Here is a 20,242-nt window from a genome sequence, read left to right as displayed (position 1 = left end):
TCCTCAATCCAAGATCAGGTTATCGATCAAACGGGTGGAGCCAATATGAACCGCCATGGAGAGCAATGCGCCCTGCTCGACATGTTCCAGTTCCTGTAAGGTAAGCGGGTGTGCGCAAGAGACGTATTGAATGCGCGCCAACGGCTCCGCCTCAATCGTGCCGCGCATCAAGCCGCGCAAAGCCTCAGCATTGCGCTCGCCGGCCTCGTAGGCCGCTTCAGCCGCCTGCAAGGCACGGAACAGCACAGCCGCGGCCATGCGCTGGTCGGTGTTCAGGTAAGCATTGCGGCTGGACATGGCCAACCCGTCGGCCTCGCGCACCGTGGCGCCAACCACAATGTCCACCGGAATATTCAAGTCGGCGACCATCTGGCGAATCACGGCGACTTGCTGGGCATCCTTCTGTCCGAAATAGGCCGTATCAGGCTGCACGGCATTGAACAGTTTGGCGACCACCGTGGCAACGCCGCGGAAGTGCCCCGGGCGCATGGCCCCTTCCAGCGGAGCGCTGACGCCTTCCACATCCACCCAGGTGTTGAAGCCGGCAGGATAGATGACCTCAGGCGTGGGTAGCCAAACCAGGTCCACCCCGGCCTCTTGCAGTTTCTGCAAATCAACCGGGGTGTCGCGGGGATACGCATCCAGATCTTCAGTGGGGGCAAACTGGGTCGGGTTCACAAAAATGCTGACAGCAACCACATCGCAGTCCTGCTTGGCCTGAGCCACCAGAGAAAGGTGACCTTGATGCAGAAACCCCATAGTAGGCACGAACCCCAACCGGCCTTTGACTCCGGCCCGTGCCTGGCGCAATTCTTCAATAGTGACGGCTTGTTTCATGTCGCTCCTTGCAGCGCAGAGACCAACTTCCACATGGTTTCGTTGACCGGGGCGGACAGTCCCACCCCGCGTGCAGCCCGCACCACCGCCCCGCAGATGGCATCAATTTCCGTCGGGGCGCCGCGGCGCACGTCCTGCAGCATCGAGGACAGGTTGCCCGCAGTGCGCTGGGCGACCTCTTCTGCGGCGGCCGCCGGATCGCTGTGGGTCAAGGCAATGCCCTGCGCAGCGGCCACGGCCGCCACCTCCTGTGCCAACTGCCGGCACAGCTGGCGAGCGCTGGGCCGCGCCAGCAGTTCGCCGTTGGGTACATTCAGCAGAGCGCTCAGGGGATTGATCGCCGCGTTGATCACCAATTTGCTCCAGGCTAGTCCGGTCACATTTTCTGCCAAGTCCACCTGAAAGCCGGCTTGGCGAAGGAGTTGGGCCAGGTCTTCATGCGCCGTCAAAGAAATATAGCCTTCACCGCCCCAACGCACCTGGCCCGGTCCGACCAATGTGGCCCCCACGGTGATCACACCATACGCCACCCGCTCCTCACCCAATGCCGCCGCCAAGGTCTCGCGGTTGCCCAGGCCGTTCTGCAGGGTCAGAGCGAGGCCGTCTGGCGCCAGGCATTCTCGCAGCTGGGCCGCGGCCCGCGAAGTTTGCCAGGCCTTGACCAGCACCAAGGCCAGTTTTGCCCCGGTGAAATCGCCTGGTTCATGGCTGGCGCGCAGCGGCCAGCTTTGCCGGCGGTCAGCCTCCAGCAGGGTCACGCCCTCAAGATTGAGCGCGTCTATCCCCTCGACCCAGGAACCCAGAAGGTTCACTGCATAGCCCGCTTGCGCCAGGCGGGCGGCAAACAGGCAGCCCAACGCGCCGCTGCCCACGATCAGAATGGGGTCAGGACTTACTTTTGCCATTCAGGTCTTTGAGCAGGGCTTGCCACTGCTCTTCTTTGATGGATACGCTGTGTTCTTCCCCAGGGAAGCTACGCTGCTCCACCTCAGCCTTGTAAGCGGCAAAGGCATCCGCCATGACAGCGTGCATATTGGCATATTTTTTGACAAACTTGGGCGTGAAGCGGTCGAACAGACCCAGCAGGTCATGCGTCACCAGCACCTGGCCGTCGCAACTTACACCGGCGCCAATGCCTATGGTGGGGATGGTCAGCTCTTGGGAGATCCATTCCGCCAAGCGAGCTGGCACCGATTCGAGCACCAGGCTGAATGCGCCTGCTTTCTGCAAAGCCAAGGCGTCCTCGATCAGCTTTTTTGCCGCCGAGCTGGTACGCGCCTGCGGGCGAAACCCCCCCAGAGTATTCACGCTCTGCGGGGTCAGGCCCAGATGGCCCATCACAGGGATGCCGGCCGCCACGATCTGGCGCACAGCGTCGGCGCGCTCGCGGCCGCCCTCCAGCTTGACCGCGTCCATGCCGGCCTCCTGCAAAAAGCGGCCGGCATTGGCCACCGCTTGCTCCACAGAGACCTGGTACGACATGAAGGGCAGGTCCCCCACCAGCAGCGCGGAGTGAGCGCCGCGCGCCACGGCTCTGCAGTGGTGCAGCATGTCGTCCATGGTGACGGCCAGCGTATTGGGGTAGCCTAATACCACCATGCCCAGCGAATCACCCACCAGGATGGCATCAATGCCAGCCTGGTCCACCGCCAGGGCCGTGGGATAGTCATAAGCGGTCAGCATCGTGATCGGCTGGCCGTCTTTCTTCTTTTGGCGGAAATCACGCACCGTCACTTTGGGGCGCGCCGCCTGATGGTCTTGGGTCTTGGGAGCTTGTGTAGACACGGTACCCTCCTCTATCGGTAGAGTTCGTATAAGTAAAACAAAACCTCTCCACTTGGAGAGGCGGTTTGGGGCAAGCCCCGAGCTATGAACCGTCTCGGCTGCGGTGCAGTCCAAGCAGTTTGTTAATTATCTCTTAGTTACAAGCTTTGAGCAAGGTTAAGGCGTGTAGCCCATTTCTTTCAAGTAGGGCTCAAAGGCCAGGTTGGTGGTGTCCAACTGATCAGGCGTGAGCTCCGTGCGGAAACGTTCCGCCTGGCCGAACTGAAAGTGCTGGCCCTTTACGCCTTTTTCGGAGCGGTAGAAGTCAATCGCTTCGCGCACCGCCGCGGCGTCTGGGTCAGCTTTGAGGAAACGAGCCAGCCCTGCCGCCTGCGTGTCGTAATCCTCCAGCAGGTCCTCATAACGCATAATGTGCACGCCCGGTATGGCCACCCAGCTGCGCCATATGCGCAGATACAACTTCATGAAATCAATGGCCTGCTGGATGGTTTCCAGACGGCTGAAGGTATTGCTGCGGCCGGCCGCGCGCGCTCGCTGCCCATATTCATAGGCGGAGAGCAAGGCCGCGCGCGGATCACGGTAAATATAGGTGACCTTCATGCGGCCGCTGTCCATCAGACGGCGAGCCATGGCGCTGGGCTGCGAATGGGTCTTGATGGCGAAGGTGTTGCCCAGCATGGCAGGCACCAGTACCGGCCCGAGACGCTTGATACTCAAGCTGCCAATGTTGCAGTTCACTTCGGTCAGGATCGGCGCCAGCAGGAAACGTTTGCGGATCTGACGAGCGTCCTGCCCTCCGGCGGCAACCACAATGTCGTGGGTCAGGTTGTAATGCCAACCGGAACCGGCCCGCGGCATGCCCGCAGCCAGGATGATCATAGAAGGATGCCTTGAAATAGAGTTTTCATAGAACAGGGGAGTAACGAAAAGTCAGGTAGGCATGTTACCATAGTTAAGGAGAGTGACGATGCGGCGATTGCTTACTTTTGTATTAGGCTTACTGAGCGGCGCGCTGGTGGGCGCGGCGACCGCCATCTTGCTGGCGCCAACCTCTGGCGAAGACTTGCGCAGCGATTTCCAAACGCGCTTCAGCCGTTTCCGTGAGGAGTTGCAGAGTGCGGCAGACGAACGCCGCGAAGAACTGGAGCGCCAGCTGGAAGCCATGCGCCACCCCCGACGGGAAATCCCGCTGGAAGACCGCTAACTTAAAAAGCCCCTGCTGAAGCAGGGGCTTTTTTGTTGTTATTGACCAAATGAGAAGTTGTAAGCCGCGGGTGTGCGTGTAAAGCGCGTACTGCCCATCACCACCAGGGTCACTTCGTCCGCAGCGTCAAAGTCTAAGGGGATATTCAAGCTGTTGACGCCGTCCAGAACATAGTTCGTCACAGTCACTTCGTCGCCATAGGCGATCAGCGCCAGGCGGAAGGTTTGCGGCAGCACATTCTGCACGCGGGCAAAGCCGTCCGCCAGCCAACCGCCATCCCCCTGCTCAAAGTCTTCAAAGTACTCCAGGGCCGGGATGGCGATATCGTCCACCAGCAGGCCTTCGCCATTCAAGGCGGCATCGGTAATGTATTCAAAGCGCAGCAAAACCTCCAGCCCAGCATAAGGGGAAAGGTCTACCGTCTCTTCGATCCAGCCGTCCGAGACGCCGGTGTAGGCATAACCATAGTTATTGCCCATCGGATTGCTGCTAGTGCCGCTGGGCGTGCGCAGGAAATCCCAATCATCGCCGCCATTGGTGGAAGCCAGAACATAGAGGTAATCCCAATCCTCTTCAATGTCATACCATGTCTGGTAGCTGAGCTCGATTGGCCCGCTCACGCCGCCGAAGTCGAAGGCGCGGGTGAGGGTCATATCCGACTCATCGCCTTTGTTCGACCAGAAAGCATAGTTCCCGGAATAAGGATCCTCGGGTAACAAAGCCACACTGTTGGCGCCTTCAAAACGCAGGGTTGCCTGGCCGCGACAGCCGATGCGGATGTAGTCCACCCCGTATTGGCGCACATCCCGATGGTTGAGCTCGGTTGTGCAGTTGCTCACGTACTCGGTATCGCTCGGTTGGAAATTCAGCACTTGCGGATAGGTCGGATAGTCGTAACGTCCGTCCAATACGGCGCTGTCCCCCAAATAATTGGCGACTGCCCAGTCCATGACGACATCATCGGCTTGGATAAGCTGGGCGCTGAGCGGGTCCGTGGCGTTCAAGTCCGCCAGCACGGCATCTACGCTGTCCAGGCCATTGGCCGGGTGGGCTACCAATGCCTGGGTGGCCTGCTCCCCGAAACGCTCCAAGAAGTAGGTCACGAACATAAAAGCCGCTCCGTAATGCGGAGTGGTGCTGTAAGGATCATTGGGCCAATCGTTCAACTGCAAGTCGGGATTGCTGACGTAGTTCCAGATAAAGCCATCATGAAAATAGCCATTCAGCAGCGCGGCCAGTTCGGACATGCCTTCGTTCAGCCAGCTGGTCTCGTTACGATCCCGATACCAGTGGATCATGTGTTGGAATTCGTGGGCCAAAACGCCATAGGTGTATTCATCATCCAACGGGCTGTTGTCGGCGTTGAAGACAAACATCTCCGCCGCGTTGGAGTAGGTTTGGGCCAACGGGTTGACCGAATCAGCCGAGGAGAAGTAGCCCGCGGTGTTAAACCCGATGCCGCGCACGTACAGGATATAGATGTGCGGATCATTGTCAATGCCGGGGATCCACTCATCGCCGAAGAAAGCCCGGTTGGTGGGCACCATTTGGTTCTCAAACGTTTGGGCCAGGCGCAGCAGATCGGCTTCGTTGTAGCGAACCCCATCTTCAATGAAGAAGTACAGTTCATCGCCCAAATAACGCAGGGTGGCGGAGACTTCAAAGGTTTGATCGGTATCGTTGTTGCTCACCCAAAAGCTGCGCTTGTCGCCCACCTGGTAATAGCGCGCCGGGGCGGGAATGGTTTCAGGAATGTCCTCGATGCCCAGCAAACGATCGGCCAGCTCCAGCGGGTTGTTTTCGGGAACAATCGTGTTTTGCAATGTCAGCAAAGTTTCATGCGTGGGCGGCTCACTGTTTACAAACGGCGCCGCGGTGGGCGATTGCCTTCCAGGGCCTGGGGAGTATTCATCCGCCCAAGTAGAGGACTCTTCCAGAAAGTTGGTCACGGTGTTGCAAGCGAGGCTGGTAACCAGCAACATACTGAGAAAGATAAAGTTAGTTCTTTTCACGATGAGCCTTCCAGGCAAATGATTGGATTCCAGGAGTTAACCCAGCCAACATGCCGAGTGTTATCCACATGATTGGGAATGTGAGTGAATCCTGGGTGGTATTGCGCATGCTCAGTGCGATCAAGGCAAACAGGCCCGCTGTGGCGACAAATTGCAAAAATTTGTCGCCAGACATGGCCATGCGGCGCATAGAAGCAAAAAAGGACAAAAAGAAGAGCATAAACAGCCAGAAACCGGGCAGGCCGGTTTCAGCCAACAAGCGCACATACAGGCTTTTGATGTTAGGGATCAAATGGGAATCAGGGACGATGTGGCGGGCGACTTCCGCCGTATGGATCACCCAATCAGGGTACTCCTGGAACAGGTACAGGCCCGCCGCCCCCAGGCCGACCCCGCTGACCGGGTGGGCGGAGAAAACTTCCCAACCCGCTAAGGCATATGCCAGGCGCGGGCCGGCGCTGATATTGATGATGTAGTCCAGAGGATTGTCGCGGCTGGCGAAATCCCACAGGCTGGCAAAGTAATCATACTCGGCCAAAAAGCTGACGGTGGAAAAGAGGGCCACCAGGACCAGCAGCAACAAGCCCAGGCGCAGCCCGGCAGCTGCCAGGCTGCCCTGGCGCAGCGGGATGCGGAACCACTGCCAGGCAGATGCCAGCCGGTCCCGCCCCATGATCACGCCCACTATGGCGGTGGAGGCCAGGCCAATGATCAGGCCGCCGCGCGAGTAGGAAAAAACCAGCACCGCCCAGGTCAGGCCAAGCAGCAGCCAATCCACCCATTTCTGTTTAAACAAAGACCGTCCTTTGAGCAAGGCAGCAAACAGCCAGGGCATATAAAAGATATTGATCTGGTCGCCCAGCCAGGAAGGCTCATAAGCGAAGCCGCTCACCCGGCGCGGCACCAGAGGCCGGATCGAGATGTACGACTGAATGTCACTGATCAGGCTGCGGGGGATCAGGTCTGTGTGCTGCGCCAAGGCCTGCACCAGGCTCCAGGCGACCGTCAAACCCAGGCCGGCATAGATCCATTTGAGCGCCGTGTTCAGATCTGACTGGCTGCGCGTCATCCAAAAAGCGGTGAAAAAGAAGGCCAACCCGATCAAAAAGGAAAACCAACCGCGCAAAACACGCTCTTCATAGATGGCATTGCGCAGGGGGATGGGGGCAAACAACACACCGATCAAGCTGGCGACCAATCCGAAAAGTACAAAGGCCATCAGCAGGTTGAAGTTCAGGGGTAGCGGCATCCGGCGATTTCTGAGAAAGATCAACAGCAGCACGGGCAGCAGCGCCAGCAACGGGATGAAGGATAGAGGGCGCACCAGAGTGGCGCCCAGAAAATCTGGCATAGAACGAAAGCTGGTTACCGGCACACCAAGCAACAGCAGCCCCCAGAGCAAGCGCGAGATTCGCTGCAAATTGGGCATTGAGAACAGCTTGTCCATCATGAAGGGCGTCTGGGGGTCAAAGTCAGCCAGAGCGGCGCCAACAAGGCGCCCACCAATGAACCCACAAAGAGGTGCAGCCCCTGGCTGGTGGCCCGCCCTGCCGGGGCATCGGCCAGCTGTGCCGCGTATAGTTCCACATAGGGCGAAATGCCTTTGGTGTGCTCTGCCAGGTAGGCCAGTTCTTCTTTCAGTTCGCGCAAACGCGCCAGATCCGGGTCGGCTTTTTGGGCCTCGCTATTCAGTTGCGTGCGCAGGATTTGCATCTCAGGGGTGACCGCCACTGCGGCGCGCGCCGCAGCCACGAAGGATTCTGCCCAATGGCTGGCCAGTGCCTGAGCCAGCGCTGGCTGTTCCGACAGTGCGTAAAAGTGCCAGCCGCCATCCGAGGGATGGCTGAGCTGCAAGCGGCCGGAACGCAGTTCCCCAAGGCTTATTCCGCCCGCCTCACTGACCGCAGCCAGCACAGCATCGGACCAGGCCAGCTCTTCCAGGCGTTCGGTCTCACGGCCCAGGAATTGGAACAATTCGCGATCCTCAGCTGCCGGCCAGGCCTCTTCCAGGTTGTGGTCCACCACTACGGTGGCCTGGGCGCGGTACAGCGGCGGAAAGAGCTGATAAGCGGCAAAGCCCAGCAAGGCGCCAAGCAAAGCCCCCAACAGCCAAAAACGCCAAGCCTCCAGCCAGGTGGCCAGCAAGTCTCGTTGAGGTTTTGCAGGACGTCCAGATTTCGCCATAATTTCCTTCTACTTGGCCAGCATACGCCGGCGCCGGGCATGGATCAGCGGAGCCACCAGGCGGCGCAGCCAGTATTTGGCCACGATCGGGGCCAGCCAGCCGCCGCCTTCGCGCCAGTGCACCCGCAGCATTTCGTCCCAAGCCCGTTGATCATTCTGAATGGTTTTGGAATCTGTGTGCAGGCGGAACTGGGCCCACAGGCGCGGCAGATATTGTATCCGGCTGATTCTCGCCAGGCGCACCCACAAGTCATAGTCCATGGCGAACACGAATGAGGGATCCAGCGGGCCGACCTGCCGCCATAGGTCGGCCCGCCAAAAGGCGGCCTGCTGTGGGATGTGCACGTAGCCGCGGCGCAGGCGGGCATAGTCGGTCTGCGCGGCGGGGAAACGCCCGACCGCGCGGCCGGCGGCGTCAATGTATTCTGCGTCGCCGTACACCAGTCCGGTTTGGGGATGCTCCTCCAAATAGGCAACCGCCTCCGCCACGGCGTGGGGATGCAGCACATCGTCGGCATTCAGCCAGGCCAGGTAGCGGCCTGTGCTGCGCGCAAAACCTTTGTTGATCGCATCGGTCTGGCCCTGGTCCGCCTCGCTCACCCACCAAGCCAGGCGTTGGGCGTGGCTGGCAATGATCTCGCGGCTGCCGTCTTGCGAGCCGCCGTCCACCACGATGTATTCGATATGCGGATAGCTCTGGGCGAAAACGGACTGCATGGTCTGCGGCAAATAGACCGCTTGGTTAAACGAAGGCGTCACAATCGTGACAAGCGGCGCGGCGGCCATCAGTCCCAATCCTGTGAGTTGTAGTAGTGACCGGAGATGCTGGCGGTGAGCTGGCGAATACGCTCGATCTCCTCAGCAGACAAGCGCTGTTTCCAGTTTTCCAGGTTGGCGGCGCTGTCCAGGCGGGTGGAGTAGATCGACCGCAGGGAAACTTCCTGTGGATTGCCAGCCTCTGTGGCCCTCAGAATGCCGGCCTCGACCCCTTCCGTAAAAGGCAGTTCCATTTCATTGTACAGATCCTGGAAAAGCTCTATAGGCTGGCGCGAGAGATCTTCATGGCGCACGATGTGAATCTCTGGATGCTCCTTTTGCAGCTCAAGGGCCACGGTGCAGATCATGCGCCACAACAGGCTGCCCTGGCCGACCACATCATCGGGATGCTTCAGTGAAGCTTCCATTTCGGCTCGGAAGGGCTCCAGCCAATCGCGCATCAGCAGCGGTTGGGCCAGCAAATCACTGAAGTCGAAGGGCCAGCCCAGGCGCTTGAGGCTGCTGACAAAAGCCGCCGGATGGCGCAGCACAATCACAACATGGCAATCCAGTCGCCGGGCAAACCACGAAGCGGAAAATACGGCGAAGGGATCTTTGAACAAGACTCGCTGGCGGCGCAAACGTCCCAGCAAAAAAATACCCAGGTCGCGCGCCATGCGCAGCCCGTCTTTGAGCGAGCGCAATGAGCGGATTTCCTGCCAAACGTTGTAATCCAACCGCAGGGTTTGGTGGAAGGTCGATAAATACAGGTCTTCGTTGTCTTCGCAAATATAGGTGTACCAGTGGGCTACAGACACGCCGAACACGCCAGGGCGGTGGAGCACATTGAAAGGCTCACTCAGATAAGCCACGCGCCCGCTGAGGCTGAGCATGCGCCCCACCCAGGTAGTGCCAGAGCGATGCAGGCCGGTGACCAGGATGGGACGCTTGGCCGAAGGGGTCAACGGTGCCGGGCGCAGCCAGCCCAGGCCCAGGCTGCTGAGCAGCGCGTAGAGGATGCGCCCCCACTGCTCCAAGGCCATGGCCGGGTGCAGCCCAAAGCTGCGCAAATAGGCCTTAAAGGCGGGCCAGGCCTGGCCCGCATCCAGCAGGTAGCGGGCGTCCAAGCGGTGGGCGCCGGCGCGCACCGTGCGCCTGTGGGCCTTAACCTTTTCGGCCAGCACGGGCTCACCGCCGGCCCAATCCAAAATGCGAAATGCTTCGGTGCCAAAGTGCGAGGCCTTGGCGACGTTCTTGGCGGCCGGGTGGTGGCGGGCGGCGGCCCACACCTCCGGCACGTAATGCATCGGCGCCAGGCGGGCCATGCGCAGCCACAAATGGTGGTCCAGCAGATAGTTATAGCTCAGGTCCAGCTGCCCGGCACTGAACTGGATGGGGCGGCGCATAAATACGGTTGGCTGGCCGATGATGCGGAAAGAGAGCAGGTCCACCAAGTCGTAGTCACGGTAACGAATGGTGTTGAAAACACGCCCACCCCAGTCGATCGAGTGCAAGTCGCTGTAGACCATGCCGGCTTTGGGGTTGTCTTGCAAAGCCTTAACCGCCCGGGAGATCGCCCCAGGCTGATAGACATCGTCCGAATTGAGCCAAGCAATAATCTCACCCTTGGCGCGCGCCAGGCCTTTGTTGATCGCATCGGCCTGTCCCCGGTCGCGCTCGCTGACCCACCAGGTCAGTCGGTCGGCGTATTTGCGAATGATCTCCACGCTGCCGTCATCCGAACCGCCGTCTATCACCATGTACTCGATGTTGGGATAATCCTGCCCCAGTACGGAGAGGATGGTCTCCTCCAGGTAGGCAGCCTGGTTGTAGGACGGAGTAATGATGGAAACCAGGGGTTTGTCGTTAGGCATAGTTACTCGGCCGCGAGGCGAAGGTCATAAATAATGTAGCCATCCCCCTGGCTAAACACCGGGTAATGCGTCTGCAAGTATTCGGCCAGTTCAGGCTGTTCGCGTAGCTGGTTAAAAGCGGTGACCAGAAAGTAACTCATGCCCTCAGTGCGGTCGAGGAAGAAGGCTTCGAATTCTGCGGGCTGATTGCCGCGCAGGCCAGCCAGGTTCAACTCCGGGGTGGTGGGCCATAAGCTCACTGTGCGCCAGCCGTAGTAACTGAGCAGGTTGCCATAGGCGGATACCAGGCCAATCGTGCGCCCGTCTCTAGGGACAGCCGCACCCACCCGCTCCCAATAGGGCGGTTCGTGGTGGTAACTCACCCCTAGCATATCTGAGCGGGCGATCCAAGCGCCGAAAAAGGTCGCCGCCAACATCAGGCCGGCAAAAGCGGCCCGCCACCCGCCAGGCTGTGTGGCCACCTGGCGCACCAGCAGATCCAGCAGCCCGGCCAGCGAAAGGGCCGCCAGCGGCACCACGAACAAATGGTAATAGTCGTGTGTGGTGGTTTGGTGCGGCAGGGTAATGCCATAAAGCGCGTAACCAGCCCAGGCGCCCAGCAGCAGCCAGCGGGCGCGGCCGCCAGCCGCCAGCACACCGCTCAGCGCGGCGCCCAGGGCGGCCACGCCCAACAACCGGGCCAGGAAGAGCACCCAGCGCACATAGAAGCCCGGTTCCAGGGCCAGCGGCAGCAGGGCCACGATCCAGTTTTGGACGTAGCCGCTGGAGGTCGCTTCCCCTTTGGTTAAGTAGTACAAAGCCGCCGGCAGCACACACACGGCCAGCATGGTCCACACTTGCTTATCCCGCAGGGCTTGGCGCAGCGGCATGGCAGCCAGCACGGCCGCGGCCATGACGCCAAGGGCAAAATAGGCGGCGAAGGCTTTGACCAGGATGGCCAGACCCGTGGCTGCAGCGGCCCACCAGGCCCATTTCCCTTGGCGTTCAGCCGACCAACGATAAGCCGCATACATCGCGGCCACCAGCAAGGCGGCCATCAGCGGGTCGGGCTGGAAGGAACGGCTGGCTACTACTCCAAAAGGCAAAAACAGGTAATAGGCCACAGCCAACAGCGCCGCGGCAGAGTGTACGAAACGCCGCGCCAAGGCAAACAGCGGTACAGCGGCCAGCACCCAAAACAATGAGGACAGAACACGGGCAACCCATAGCTGCTCACCGCCTACCAGAAGGTATCCGCCGGCCGCCAGGCTCTCCAGGATCGGCGGTTCCAGGTCGGCAACGCTGTTGCGCATGTTAATCGCCTGTTGCTGGATGAACGCATCCGGCGAAGGCGAGAGCTGATAGTAAATACTGCGCGCCACTACCGCCCCGCGCAGTTGGCGGGTGGGGTGAAAGTCGAGGGGAGGGTCGGTCAGATCCACCAGGCGCAGGCCAAAGCCCAGCACCATCAGGACGATCAAGAGGATTTCAGCCCAGCGCGCAGAAAAGCGCGCTTGCCAGGCGGGGTTTTTGCGTTTGGTTTGTCTCATACGAAGGGTCAGAACAAAGAATTATAGTCAACCTTGGGGAAGACTGTGAGCTTGCCACCCAGAGTGGCGTCCAGCACCCGGCGACCGGCGGCTTCGTAAGCAGCGCGGGCCATCGCGTATGACCGCTCGGACATGTCCAGGTCGGGCAGCTGCCAGCGAAAGCCGGCCCCAAAATAGTCCTTGTTGAAATGATCGGCGTCGGCGCCCTGGGAAACCACGGTGGTGTTGGGTGTTCCCTTGGCGCTGAAGCTGTGGTCCACACCGATCAAAATCACCTCTTCAAAGCCCATGTGGAAGGCCAATTGCAAGGCCACATAAGTCACCGTGGCGCCTTCCCATACGCGCCCACCCGCATCCCGAGCAAAGAGGGGGCGTTCGTAGGTGGTGTGCAAAAAGCTGGTGTGCTCGTCTGGAGTGATAAAGCGCCGCGCTCGCCACGAGAGGAATTTAGGCATTTGCAGCGCCTGAATATCCCCAGCCGACTGCTCGACGACCAGGTCATTCACGCACACAAAAAAGCTGGTGGGGAAGCCCCATTCAGGGAAGGCGAGATAGACCCGGTTCATGCCAAAGGTGTATTCATTTTTGAGTTTGCTTACATCTGTGCGCGCCAGGCTGGGCCCATTGCCCAGAATAAAAGCGCGCTGACCGGTATAGGCGTCCTTGTATGCTGCCAACCGCCGCCGACTGGCCTGCCGCCAGGGATGCCAGGCAGCCGCCGGCCACAGAGCGGCGTGGCGCAGTGCCAGCCAGGACTGGCGTCCGGCGGCCCACAGCGGGGCAGGCACCAGGCGTTTGGCTTGGTGGCGCAAAGAAGAACTCATTCGGTGCTGAGACGGGCCAGCGCGCCGCCGTCGGCGACGATGGATTGGCCGGTGATGTAGCTGGAACGCGCAGCATCAGCCAGGAAATAGATGACCTCAGCGATCTCTGCCGGGGCGGCCAGGCGCTGCAACAAGATCTTACCGGCCAGGTCGGCCTTGCGTTGGTCAAGGCTGCCGCCAGCGACATGGCCGCGGCCCAGGCCGGCGGTCAGCATGGGTGTGTCCGTGGCGCCGGGCAGCACGGCGTTGGCGCGCACGCCGTGCGGGGCGAATTCAATCGCCATCGCCCGGGTCAGTGCCAGCAGGCCGCCTTTGGTACTGGCATAGGCGCCAATCTCGGCTGAGGTGGCCTGAGCATGCACAGAAGACACGTTGACCACCGCGCCGCGCGCCTGCAGCAAAGCGGCATAAAAGGCTTTGACGTACAAAAACGGCGCGCGCAGATTGACCGCGTGGATCCAGTCCCATTCCTCAGGAGTAGTTTCGTTGATAGGCTTGGTGATCTGCACGGCCGCATTGTTGACCAGAGCGTCCAGACCGTCGGGGAGCTGGGCAGCAAGTTCCCCGGCTACGGCATCGATCTGGGCCGGGTCAGCTGCATCGCTGTGGAGGAATTCGATCCCGGCCGGCAGCGCCGATTTCGGGTTCTCAATATCCAGCGCCCATACCTGCCAGCCCTGCTGGGCAAACAGCTCGGCCGCGGCACGGCCCACCCCACCGGCGGCCCCCGTAACCAATACAGTTCGGCGCTTGTCCATCTTGGGTATTGTATCCATGCCGCCGCGGCCTGCTCAGGCCAGCGGGGGGTAATCCTCGGGCCGCAGGCTGTCCGCCGCCAGTCCCAAGCCGTCCAATAGGTTGCGGATGGTGTTCCAATGCACGTGTTCCCAGGCGCGCGGGCTGGCATTGGAATTGTGGGCGGCCAACAGCACGTTGTCCATGGCCAGCAGCGGGCTGTCTTGGGGCAATGGCTCATGCTCAAAGACGTCCAAGCCGGCGCCGGCCAGCCGCCCGGCTTGCAGGGCTGCCACCAGGGCCTTCTCGTCCACCAGGGGGCCGCGAGCGGTGTTTACCAACAACGCCCCGGGCTTGACCTGAGCCAGTGTGGCGGCATTGATGATGTGCTGGCTGCTCGGATTGAGGTCGCAATTCAGGCTGATAAAGTCGGCTTCGGCCAGCAGATGATCCAGGCTGGTCATTTGCACCGGCACGCTCTGCAGGAAATCGGCAGGCATCTCAAGGATGTCATGGCCCAACAGGCGCATGCCGAAGCCCTGGGCGCGGCCCAGTACTGCCTTGCCAATGCGGCCTACACCGATCACTCCCAGGGTGCACTCAGACAGCGAGCGGCCGGGCAGCTTCTCCCACTGGCCGGCTTTCATCGCCCGGTCCATCCAGGGTGACTGGCGCGCAAAGGCGAGGATATAGCTCAGCACCGAATCGGCCACCGGCTCTGTGAAAGCGCCGGGCGTGTTGCGCACGGCAATGCCCAGCTGCGCGGCGGCGGCTTGGTCGATCGAATCGATGCCCGTGCCCCACTTGGAGATCACCTTGAGGCGCGGCGCGCAGGCGGCCAGCACCTCTGCCGTAAAACGGTCGTCGCCGCAGATGGCGCCATCGAACTGGCCAGCGTAGTGCAAGATCTGCTCAGCTTCCATGCGCTCCTCCACCACCGGGGCGATCAATTCAATGCCGTAGCGGGCAAAGGCCGGGCGAAAACGCTCCACGGTAGGCAGCATGTAAGGGGCGGAAAGCAAGACCGTCTTGGACATCTAACCTGCCTGGCGTTGGCGCATCAGAAAATCAACCACTTGAAAGTCGAGCTCTTCATCAATATCCCAGGCTTCCGCACGTGGAATGGGGAACATCAGCGGCGCGGAGCCAATGCGATGGTCGTATTTTTCCAGGTTCTCACGCGTGAACAGATACAAACACGAATTCTCTTCGTACACCGGCGGCAAATCCTGGGTGCGCAGCAGTTCTCGCGGGTTGTGGTTGATCGCCGCCCCGGCGCCATCGTATAAGCGGGTTTGCAAGGCAGTGACCGTGAAGAGTGAGTCCTTACTGTGATCCGCCAAAAACGCTTCGATCGCGGCCTGAATAGTGGCCGGCTGCAGCAGCGGATTGGTGCTGTGGGTTTGCAAATACAAATCTGCCGGGACCTGTGCTGTATCGTGCAACAGGATGGTGTTCATCGGGATGTCGCCGGCGCGCAAGTGTTCGGGGCGCGGCAGCACGCGCACCACCGGGAAGTCTTGCGCAAGGCCCTGCTGGATGCTGGGGCTATCTGTGTCGACCACCACTTCGGTGATCTGCGGGCAGGCCAGTAAAGCTTCGATGACGTAATGGAACAGAGGTCGCCCAGCCAGCAGGCGATAGTTCTTGCCCGGGACGCGTTCCGAATGCTCGCGCATGGGTACCAAAGCCACGATGCGGCGAACCGTCATCAGCGCACGCTCGCCGGGTTCTCACCGCGCCGGTCCGCGGCCTTGGCCCCACTGCTGGATTTTTTCTCCAGAGAACTGGGCGGATAATAGAAGACCTGCTGCAAAGCTGGGCTGGGCGTCAGAGGACCGCGGTACCCGCGATAGGTGCCCCAGTACTGCAAAAAACGAAAAGCGATAATGCCGCCCAGCTCGCGCAGCAACACGCCCTGGCGCAGGGCGACCCCTAAATCGGAGAAGACGCTGCGCACAAACAGGCTGAGCATATTGCCCAAACTGAAGCGACTCTTGGGCAGGATCTGGCGCAGGGCCAGCGCCTCACGGCGGTGCCGGTTAATGACCTGCACCGGGCTCTCGTCATGCAGGTGAGCCACACCGGCCTCAGCCACATAGGCGATCTTGTAGCCCTGCTCGCGCAGGGCTGAAGACCAGGCGATATCTTCCAGGCCAGTCAAGTGCTCATCGTATGGCTGCGCTTTCCAAGCAGACAGGCGCAAGGCCAAATTGGCGTTGTTGCAAAATGGGCTGGGCTGGTCCAGGTCGGTCTCTTCAGGAAACCATTTGATGAAATGTTGGCTTTCGGAGAATTTGGTGCCTTCGCCACCGCGTTGTTTGCCGTAGGCAATCGCCACCACCGGATCATCGAACGGCGCAATCAAATTGGCTAACCACTCACGGCTGAGCGGCACTACATGGGCGCTGGCCAGCACGGCGAATTCGCCGCGCGCCGCAGCCAGGCCCATGTTCAACGAACGGCCGAAAGTGAAATCGCTCGGCTGGATGTGCAGGACGCGCACAGGGTACCGCGCCGCAATCTCCAACGTAGCGTCTGTGGAGCCAGAGTCGACCAGGATGATCTCGTAATCACGGAAGCTTTGCTGCTCGATGGCCGCCAATAGGTTGCCGAGATGTTTTTGCTCATTAAACGCCCGGATGACAAAGGACACGCGGGGATTTTTGGCGTTTGCAGAGGGCTGCATAGCCGAATCTTACCAGTTCTGGTCTTTTTCGTACCCCAGGCGCTGCAATAGGTCGCCAGTGACGGTTTTGAAGAGTTTTTTGTGAGCGGGGGTAAAGTGCTTCTTCCAGCCGCCTGAACCACCGCTGCGGAACGTAGGCGAGTTCTCAGGCTGGATGGCCCGGGCAAGTATCTGCACGCCGTTCTCCCGACTGGAGCGGGTCTGAAAACCGCGCTGCAGCGTGTAGTCCCAAATACGTCCCAACTGGCCAAGAGTATCCTGCAAAAGGTCTTCGTAACGGAGACTCAGCACTGCGGGCTGTTCCAACCAACCCAGATAGGGTTCAAAGCGAGCGCGGACATCCGGAAAGGGCACTTTCAACTCTGGGCGGCCGAGGATACTGACCTTCAGACGTTGATCAAAGCTTTTGAGCTGATGCATGTAGTACTTGTGGTGTACATGCCGGCTACTGATATCAGTGACATAAAAGACGTGTGAGACGACCACGTCGCGTGGGTCCCGGTAAATAAAGTATGCGGCCGCGCCCGGTGAAGTGAGTTTTGATACCAACTGCGGCAAAGCATGCAAATGGCCATAGCCAATATCGCCGGGCCGCAAACGTTCTAAGTCAGCCAGAATAGCGTTCAGCGGCCGAGGCAGGCCACTGGCGCCTTCAAAGGTCAGCACTGGCGGCATGCCGCTCGCGGCTACCGGTCCTAAACCAGTAAAACCGGCCAGGATTTGCGTCAGCAGGTGGGTTCCGCTTTTGGGGAAAGAATTGCCGAAAAGCCAGGGCATCTGTCCGATGGGCAAGCCCGCAAAACGAGCCTGGGCCAACCAGCGGCGCAAGTGGCGCCGCACCAGGCGGGCGGCGAAAGCGGAGCTTACCACTTGCGGTCTCGCTCGTACCCCAGACGCTGCAATAGGTCATCGGTGGCCGTTTTGAAGTTTTGTTTGTTGGCTTCTGTGAAATGCTCGCGCCATTCGCCAGGCTGGCCGCGCCGGAACGTGCCCGAGGCACGCGGTTTGACCGCCGCGGTCAGGACATCAATGGCTTGCTGGCGTGACGCCTGCGGAGTGAAGCCGTGTTCGGCCAAGTGGTCCAGCATACGACCCAGCGCCGCGGGACGGTCCAGGATCAGGTCTTCAAAGCGCAAACTGCACACCGCCGGCTGTTGCAGCCAACCAAGATAATGTTCGTACTTGGCGGCGATCGATGAAAGCCGGGCAGTGTCCATCTGCACACCTTGAATGGCTGCATTAATGCGCTCTTCCACGCTGGAGAGTTCCTGGTTGTAATATTCGTGCATGCCATGGCCCGCGTGCATTTGCGTGGCGTAAAAGACCTGCGAGACAATCACATCGCGCGGGTCGCGGTAGACAAAGAAAGCCGCAATGCCCGGTCGGGTTAGCTCTTCAATATAGGGAGCACGCGCATGCAAATAGCAGTAAGCAATATCGCCCGGCCCCAGCCGGCGCAGGTTGGCGACCACCTGCGCCTCCGGCAGGTTGCGGTTGGCCGCTGAGCGGCTGAGCGGCGGCATGCCCGGGTCCACAAAAGGGCCCAGCTGAGTGAGGCCGTTAAGGATCTGAATGAGTAAGTGCGAGCCGGACTTAGGCATAGCGTTGCCCACCACGGCTGGCACAGACTCGGCCAGCTGCCGGCCCCAGCGGCGAGCGGCCTGCGCCCGGCGCCACTGCCAGCGCGCCTGCTTGAACGGCTGCTTGAGTGCAGTCAGCGGGCTCATACAGCTCCCAGATGCGGATCGCTGGGTTGCGGCCGATCGCTCAGCGAGACCAGGCCTTTTTCAACCAGCGGATCCACCACGTCCATCACCTGTTCCAGGCTGCAATCCAGCTCCAGCGCAATATCGGCGGCGCTGCGCGTCCCGTCAATGCGATCCATGATGCGGAAGTGGCGCCGGTGGCCCTCGGGGTCCTGGTGATAGTCCACCCACAGGCCAAAGCCGGAAGCAAAGATCTCGCCCTTGTAATGGTTGATCAAATAGCGCGTCTGGTCAAAAGCGGCCAGCAATGCCAGCACCAGATCACGCGAAGCTTCCAACCTTTGCTGTGAGACGATCTCTGGGCGGTCCAGATGGGAGTGATATTGCGGATAAGGATAGAAGCGCGACCCGGGCAGCTGCGGGTTGACCACCCGCGAGAGCGAGAGCATGGGCACCCGCACGCCAGGCGCATTGAACTGGCGCTCGTCATTGTCAATAATCGTACGTATAGCGCCCACGTAAGCCTCGGGCTCGCGTTGGCGCAGCGCCAGCACCAGGGCGCCGTCGGCCGGGCTGTGGCCCTGGTGGGAGAGCTGCAACGTGTGCGGCGCATCATTACCCAGCATCTCCAGGAACAGCCCGCCGTGCATTTGTGGGAGCAAATGCTCATGCTGACTCAGGTAAGCGATGGACCCCTGGGTTTCGGGAAAGACCAGGAAGCGCACGCTGTAGTGTGGCTTGGGGCCAGCCAGCAAGGCGCGCATCACGTCCAACCCCACCACCACTCCGCTGAGGTCGTCGTTGACCTGTGCTGGATGATCCAGATGGGCAGCCAGCACAAAGCAATCTTCGACCTCGCCGGGGACGAAGACCTCACCAATCTTGAGCGCGCCGGGTTCAAAGCGAGCAGCGATCTTGACCAGGTAGCGTTCCTCATCCAAGCTGTCGATCAAGGTCTTGGGCGCACACAGGCCCCAATCATGCTGGTAATACTTGAAGACAAAGGGGATCGCGTCTGGCAGATGGGGATGGCAATGTAAGTGCTTGAGTAGTTCCTCGCGGCTGACCTCACCCTCAAATGGCAGCGAGTACGAAACCACGTGCAGAGGATTGTCGGCCAGGTCGATCAAGCGGCGGCCATCCAAGGTTTCCAAATAAGCTTCGTCACAACCCCATTTTTCCGGCACGGTCCAGGTCCAGATCTTGGTTCCGCTGGGCACTTCATGGATGGTCATGGGCACTTCTTCGGCCAGGCGCGCCAGGGCGGCATCGTAGCCATCCGACACCAGATGGCGCGGCAGCCACCATAACTCCTTGATCAGTTCCAGCATGCTGCTCATGCAGACTCCGGACGGTTGGCCACCAAAGCCCAGGGATCGGCCGCCAGCAGCGCATCCGTGGCGGTCACAAAGTCCGCCAGGTGACAGGCGGCCACCTGCCCAAAGTGCAACGGAGCCTGGCGCCATTGCCCGGCAGCTTGCAATCTCTCTTGAATCGGGGCCAGCCGCAGCTGCGGCTGGTACTGCTCATCTCGCACGAACATCAAATACTTCTTGGGCAGCCACTGCCCGCCCAGGTGCACGCGGGCATGAAAGTCTTTCCAATAGCGATAAGGTACATTGGCGCGCTGCTCGCTGTAATGCACCATGGAGGCAGCTTGAATATCGGCGCCTAGCAACAAAAGTTTGAAGTCCAATTGGAGTATGCGCTCAAAGGCCGAGCCCTGGTCAAAAGCGGAGCAGGTATCCGGCACGGCCAGGGCCTTGGCGTGTTTCCCCAGCAAAGCCACGGATTGCATGGGGTGAGTGGTGCGTAGCACCTTGGGCTGTGTGCGTACAAATTCCGAGAAAGCGCCCATACCCTGCGAGGGGGTGGCGTAAGGGTCATAGTCTTCGCCGCGGGCGAAGGCGAAATTGAAAACCGGTACGGCCAGGGTGCCTTCCTCGCCAATCAGCTCAAGCAGCGTGGCCAGGACCATCTCCAGCCCGCCCTGAGGGCGTCCCAGCGGGTGCAAAGCCGAGTGCACCAGTAGGCCATCGCCCGCTTGTATGCCCACGGCCTGTAAAGCCTGGCGTAATGCGTCCGCGGTCAGTTCCGGCAGCGGCAT

The 20,242-nt window shown here is 60.4% G+C and carries 20 protein-coding genes; 1 reads left to right on the top strand and 19 read right to left on the bottom strand.

The features are described from left to right. Positions 1-3: 3 nt before the first annotated feature. The 4 genes from panC to KF885_04335 form a co-directional block, all read right to left on the bottom strand. A complete protein-coding gene (gene panC, locus KF885_04350) occupies positions 4-837 on the bottom strand; it encodes a pantoate--beta-alanine ligase (protein ID MBX3048383.1) in 834 nt (277 codons plus the stop codon). Then, the gene (locus KF885_04345; GenBank protein ID MBX3048382.1) at positions 834-1,742 is read right to left on the bottom strand and encodes a 2-dehydropantoate 2-reductase; all 909 of its coding nucleotides are present in this window, start codon (positions 1,740-1,742) and stop codon (positions 834-836) included. Before KF885_04345 ends, panC begins: the two co-directional genes overlap by 4 nt. After that, positions 1,723-2,571, bottom strand: a complete 849-nt coding sequence (gene panB, locus KF885_04340) for a 3-methyl-2-oxobutanoate hydroxymethyltransferase (protein MBX3048381.1) — start codon at positions 2,569-2,571, stop codon at positions 1,723-1,725. The genes KF885_04345 and panB overlap by 20 nt, the downstream gene beginning before the upstream one ends. Positions 2,572-2,778: 207 nt before the next feature. Continuing rightward, positions 2,779-3,501, bottom strand: a complete 723-nt coding sequence (locus KF885_04335) for a sulfotransferase domain-containing protein (protein MBX3048380.1) — start codon at positions 3,499-3,501, stop codon at positions 2,779-2,781. Positions 3,502-3,589: 88 nt separating this feature from the next. Between KF885_04335 and KF885_04330 the strand changes: the two genes are divergently transcribed. Then, the gene (locus KF885_04330) at positions 3,590-3,826 is read left to right on the top strand and encodes a YtxH domain-containing protein (GenBank protein MBX3048379.1); all 237 of its coding nucleotides are present in this window, start codon (positions 3,590-3,592) and stop codon (positions 3,824-3,826) included. A gap of 38 nt (positions 3,827-3,864) precedes the next feature. Here the strand turns inward: KF885_04330 and KF885_04325 are convergent, their stop codons facing one another. The 15 genes from KF885_04325 to KF885_04255 form a co-directional block, all read right to left on the bottom strand. Further along, positions 3,865-5,808, bottom strand: coding sequence for an immune inhibitor A (locus KF885_04325; GenBank protein ID MBX3048378.1), 1,944 nt, complete (start codon positions 5,806-5,808; stop codon positions 3,865-3,867). Positions 5,809-5,824: 16 nt separating this feature from the next. Next, the gene (locus KF885_04320; protein ID MBX3048377.1) at positions 5,825-7,189 is read right to left on the bottom strand and encodes an O-antigen ligase family protein; all 1,365 of its coding nucleotides are present in this window, start codon (positions 7,187-7,189) and stop codon (positions 5,825-5,827) included. A gap of 95 nt (positions 7,190-7,284) precedes the next feature. After that, positions 7,285-8,022 (bottom strand): hypothetical protein, encoded by a 738-nt coding sequence (locus KF885_04315; GenBank protein ID MBX3048376.1) that lies wholly within the window; start codon positions 8,020-8,022, stop codon positions 7,285-7,287. Positions 8,023-8,031: 9 nt separating this feature from the next. Then, a complete protein-coding gene (locus tag KF885_04310; protein MBX3048375.1) occupies positions 8,032-8,808 on the bottom strand; it encodes a glycosyltransferase in 777 nt (258 codons plus the stop codon). Further along, positions 8,808-10,652, bottom strand: a complete 1,845-nt coding sequence (locus KF885_04305; protein MBX3048374.1) for a glycosyltransferase — start codon at positions 10,650-10,652, stop codon at positions 8,808-8,810. Before KF885_04305 ends, KF885_04310 begins: the two co-directional genes overlap by 1 nt. A 2-nt stretch (positions 10,653-10,654) precedes the next feature. Beyond that, positions 10,655-12,181, bottom strand: coding sequence for a glycosyltransferase family 39 protein (locus tag KF885_04300; GenBank protein ID MBX3048373.1), 1,527 nt, complete (start codon positions 12,179-12,181; stop codon positions 10,655-10,657). Between the two features lie 8 nt (positions 12,182-12,189). Next, the gene (locus KF885_04295; GenBank protein ID MBX3048372.1) at positions 12,190-13,005 is read right to left on the bottom strand and encodes a DUF115 domain-containing protein; all 816 of its coding nucleotides are present in this window, start codon (positions 13,003-13,005) and stop codon (positions 12,190-12,192) included. Continuing rightward, on the bottom strand, positions 13,002-13,763 hold the full coding sequence (locus tag KF885_04290; GenBank protein MBX3048371.1) for an SDR family oxidoreductase: 762 nt from the start codon (positions 13,761-13,763) through the stop codon (positions 13,002-13,004). The genes KF885_04295 and KF885_04290 overlap by 4 nt, the downstream gene beginning before the upstream one ends. A gap of 33 nt (positions 13,764-13,796) precedes the next feature. After that, the gene (locus KF885_04285; GenBank protein ID MBX3048370.1) at positions 13,797-14,777 is read right to left on the bottom strand and encodes a phosphoglycerate dehydrogenase; all 981 of its coding nucleotides are present in this window, start codon (positions 14,775-14,777) and stop codon (positions 13,797-13,799) included. Beyond that, a complete protein-coding gene (locus KF885_04280) occupies positions 14,778-15,452 on the bottom strand; it encodes an acylneuraminate cytidylyltransferase family protein (protein MBX3048369.1) in 675 nt (224 codons plus the stop codon). Then, positions 15,452-16,396 (bottom strand): glycosyltransferase family 2 protein, encoded by a 945-nt coding sequence (locus tag KF885_04275; protein MBX3048368.1) that lies wholly within the window; start codon positions 16,394-16,396, stop codon positions 15,452-15,454. Before KF885_04275 ends, KF885_04280 begins: the two co-directional genes overlap by 1 nt. 42 nt (positions 16,397-16,438) lie before the next feature. Next, positions 16,439-17,299 carry a sulfotransferase domain-containing protein gene (locus KF885_04270; GenBank protein MBX3048367.1) on the bottom strand — a complete coding sequence of 287 codons (861 nt, stop codon included), beginning with the start codon at positions 17,297-17,299 and terminating at the stop codon, positions 16,439-16,441. Further along, positions 17,293-18,156, bottom strand: a complete 864-nt coding sequence (locus KF885_04265) for a sulfotransferase domain-containing protein (protein ID MBX3048366.1) — start codon at positions 18,154-18,156, stop codon at positions 17,293-17,295. Before KF885_04265 ends, KF885_04270 begins: the two co-directional genes overlap by 7 nt. Continuing rightward, positions 18,153-19,475, bottom strand: a complete 1,323-nt coding sequence (locus KF885_04260) for a DUF4910 domain-containing protein (GenBank protein ID MBX3048365.1) — start codon at positions 19,473-19,475, stop codon at positions 18,153-18,155. The genes KF885_04265 and KF885_04260 overlap by 4 nt, the downstream gene beginning before the upstream one ends. Then, positions 19,472-20,242 (bottom strand): AAC(3) family N-acetyltransferase, encoded by a 771-nt coding sequence (locus KF885_04255; protein MBX3048364.1) that lies wholly within the window; start codon positions 20,240-20,242, stop codon positions 19,472-19,474. Before KF885_04255 ends, KF885_04260 begins: the two co-directional genes overlap by 4 nt.

It is taken from the genome of Anaerolineales bacterium, from assembly GCA_019637805.1.
Taxonomy (GTDB): Bacteria; Chloroflexota; Anaerolineae; order Anaerolineales; family UBA11579; genus JAMCZK01.
The sequence above is the reverse complement of the archived record's forward strand: the minus strand, read 5'-3'. Positions and strand labels throughout refer to the sequence as shown.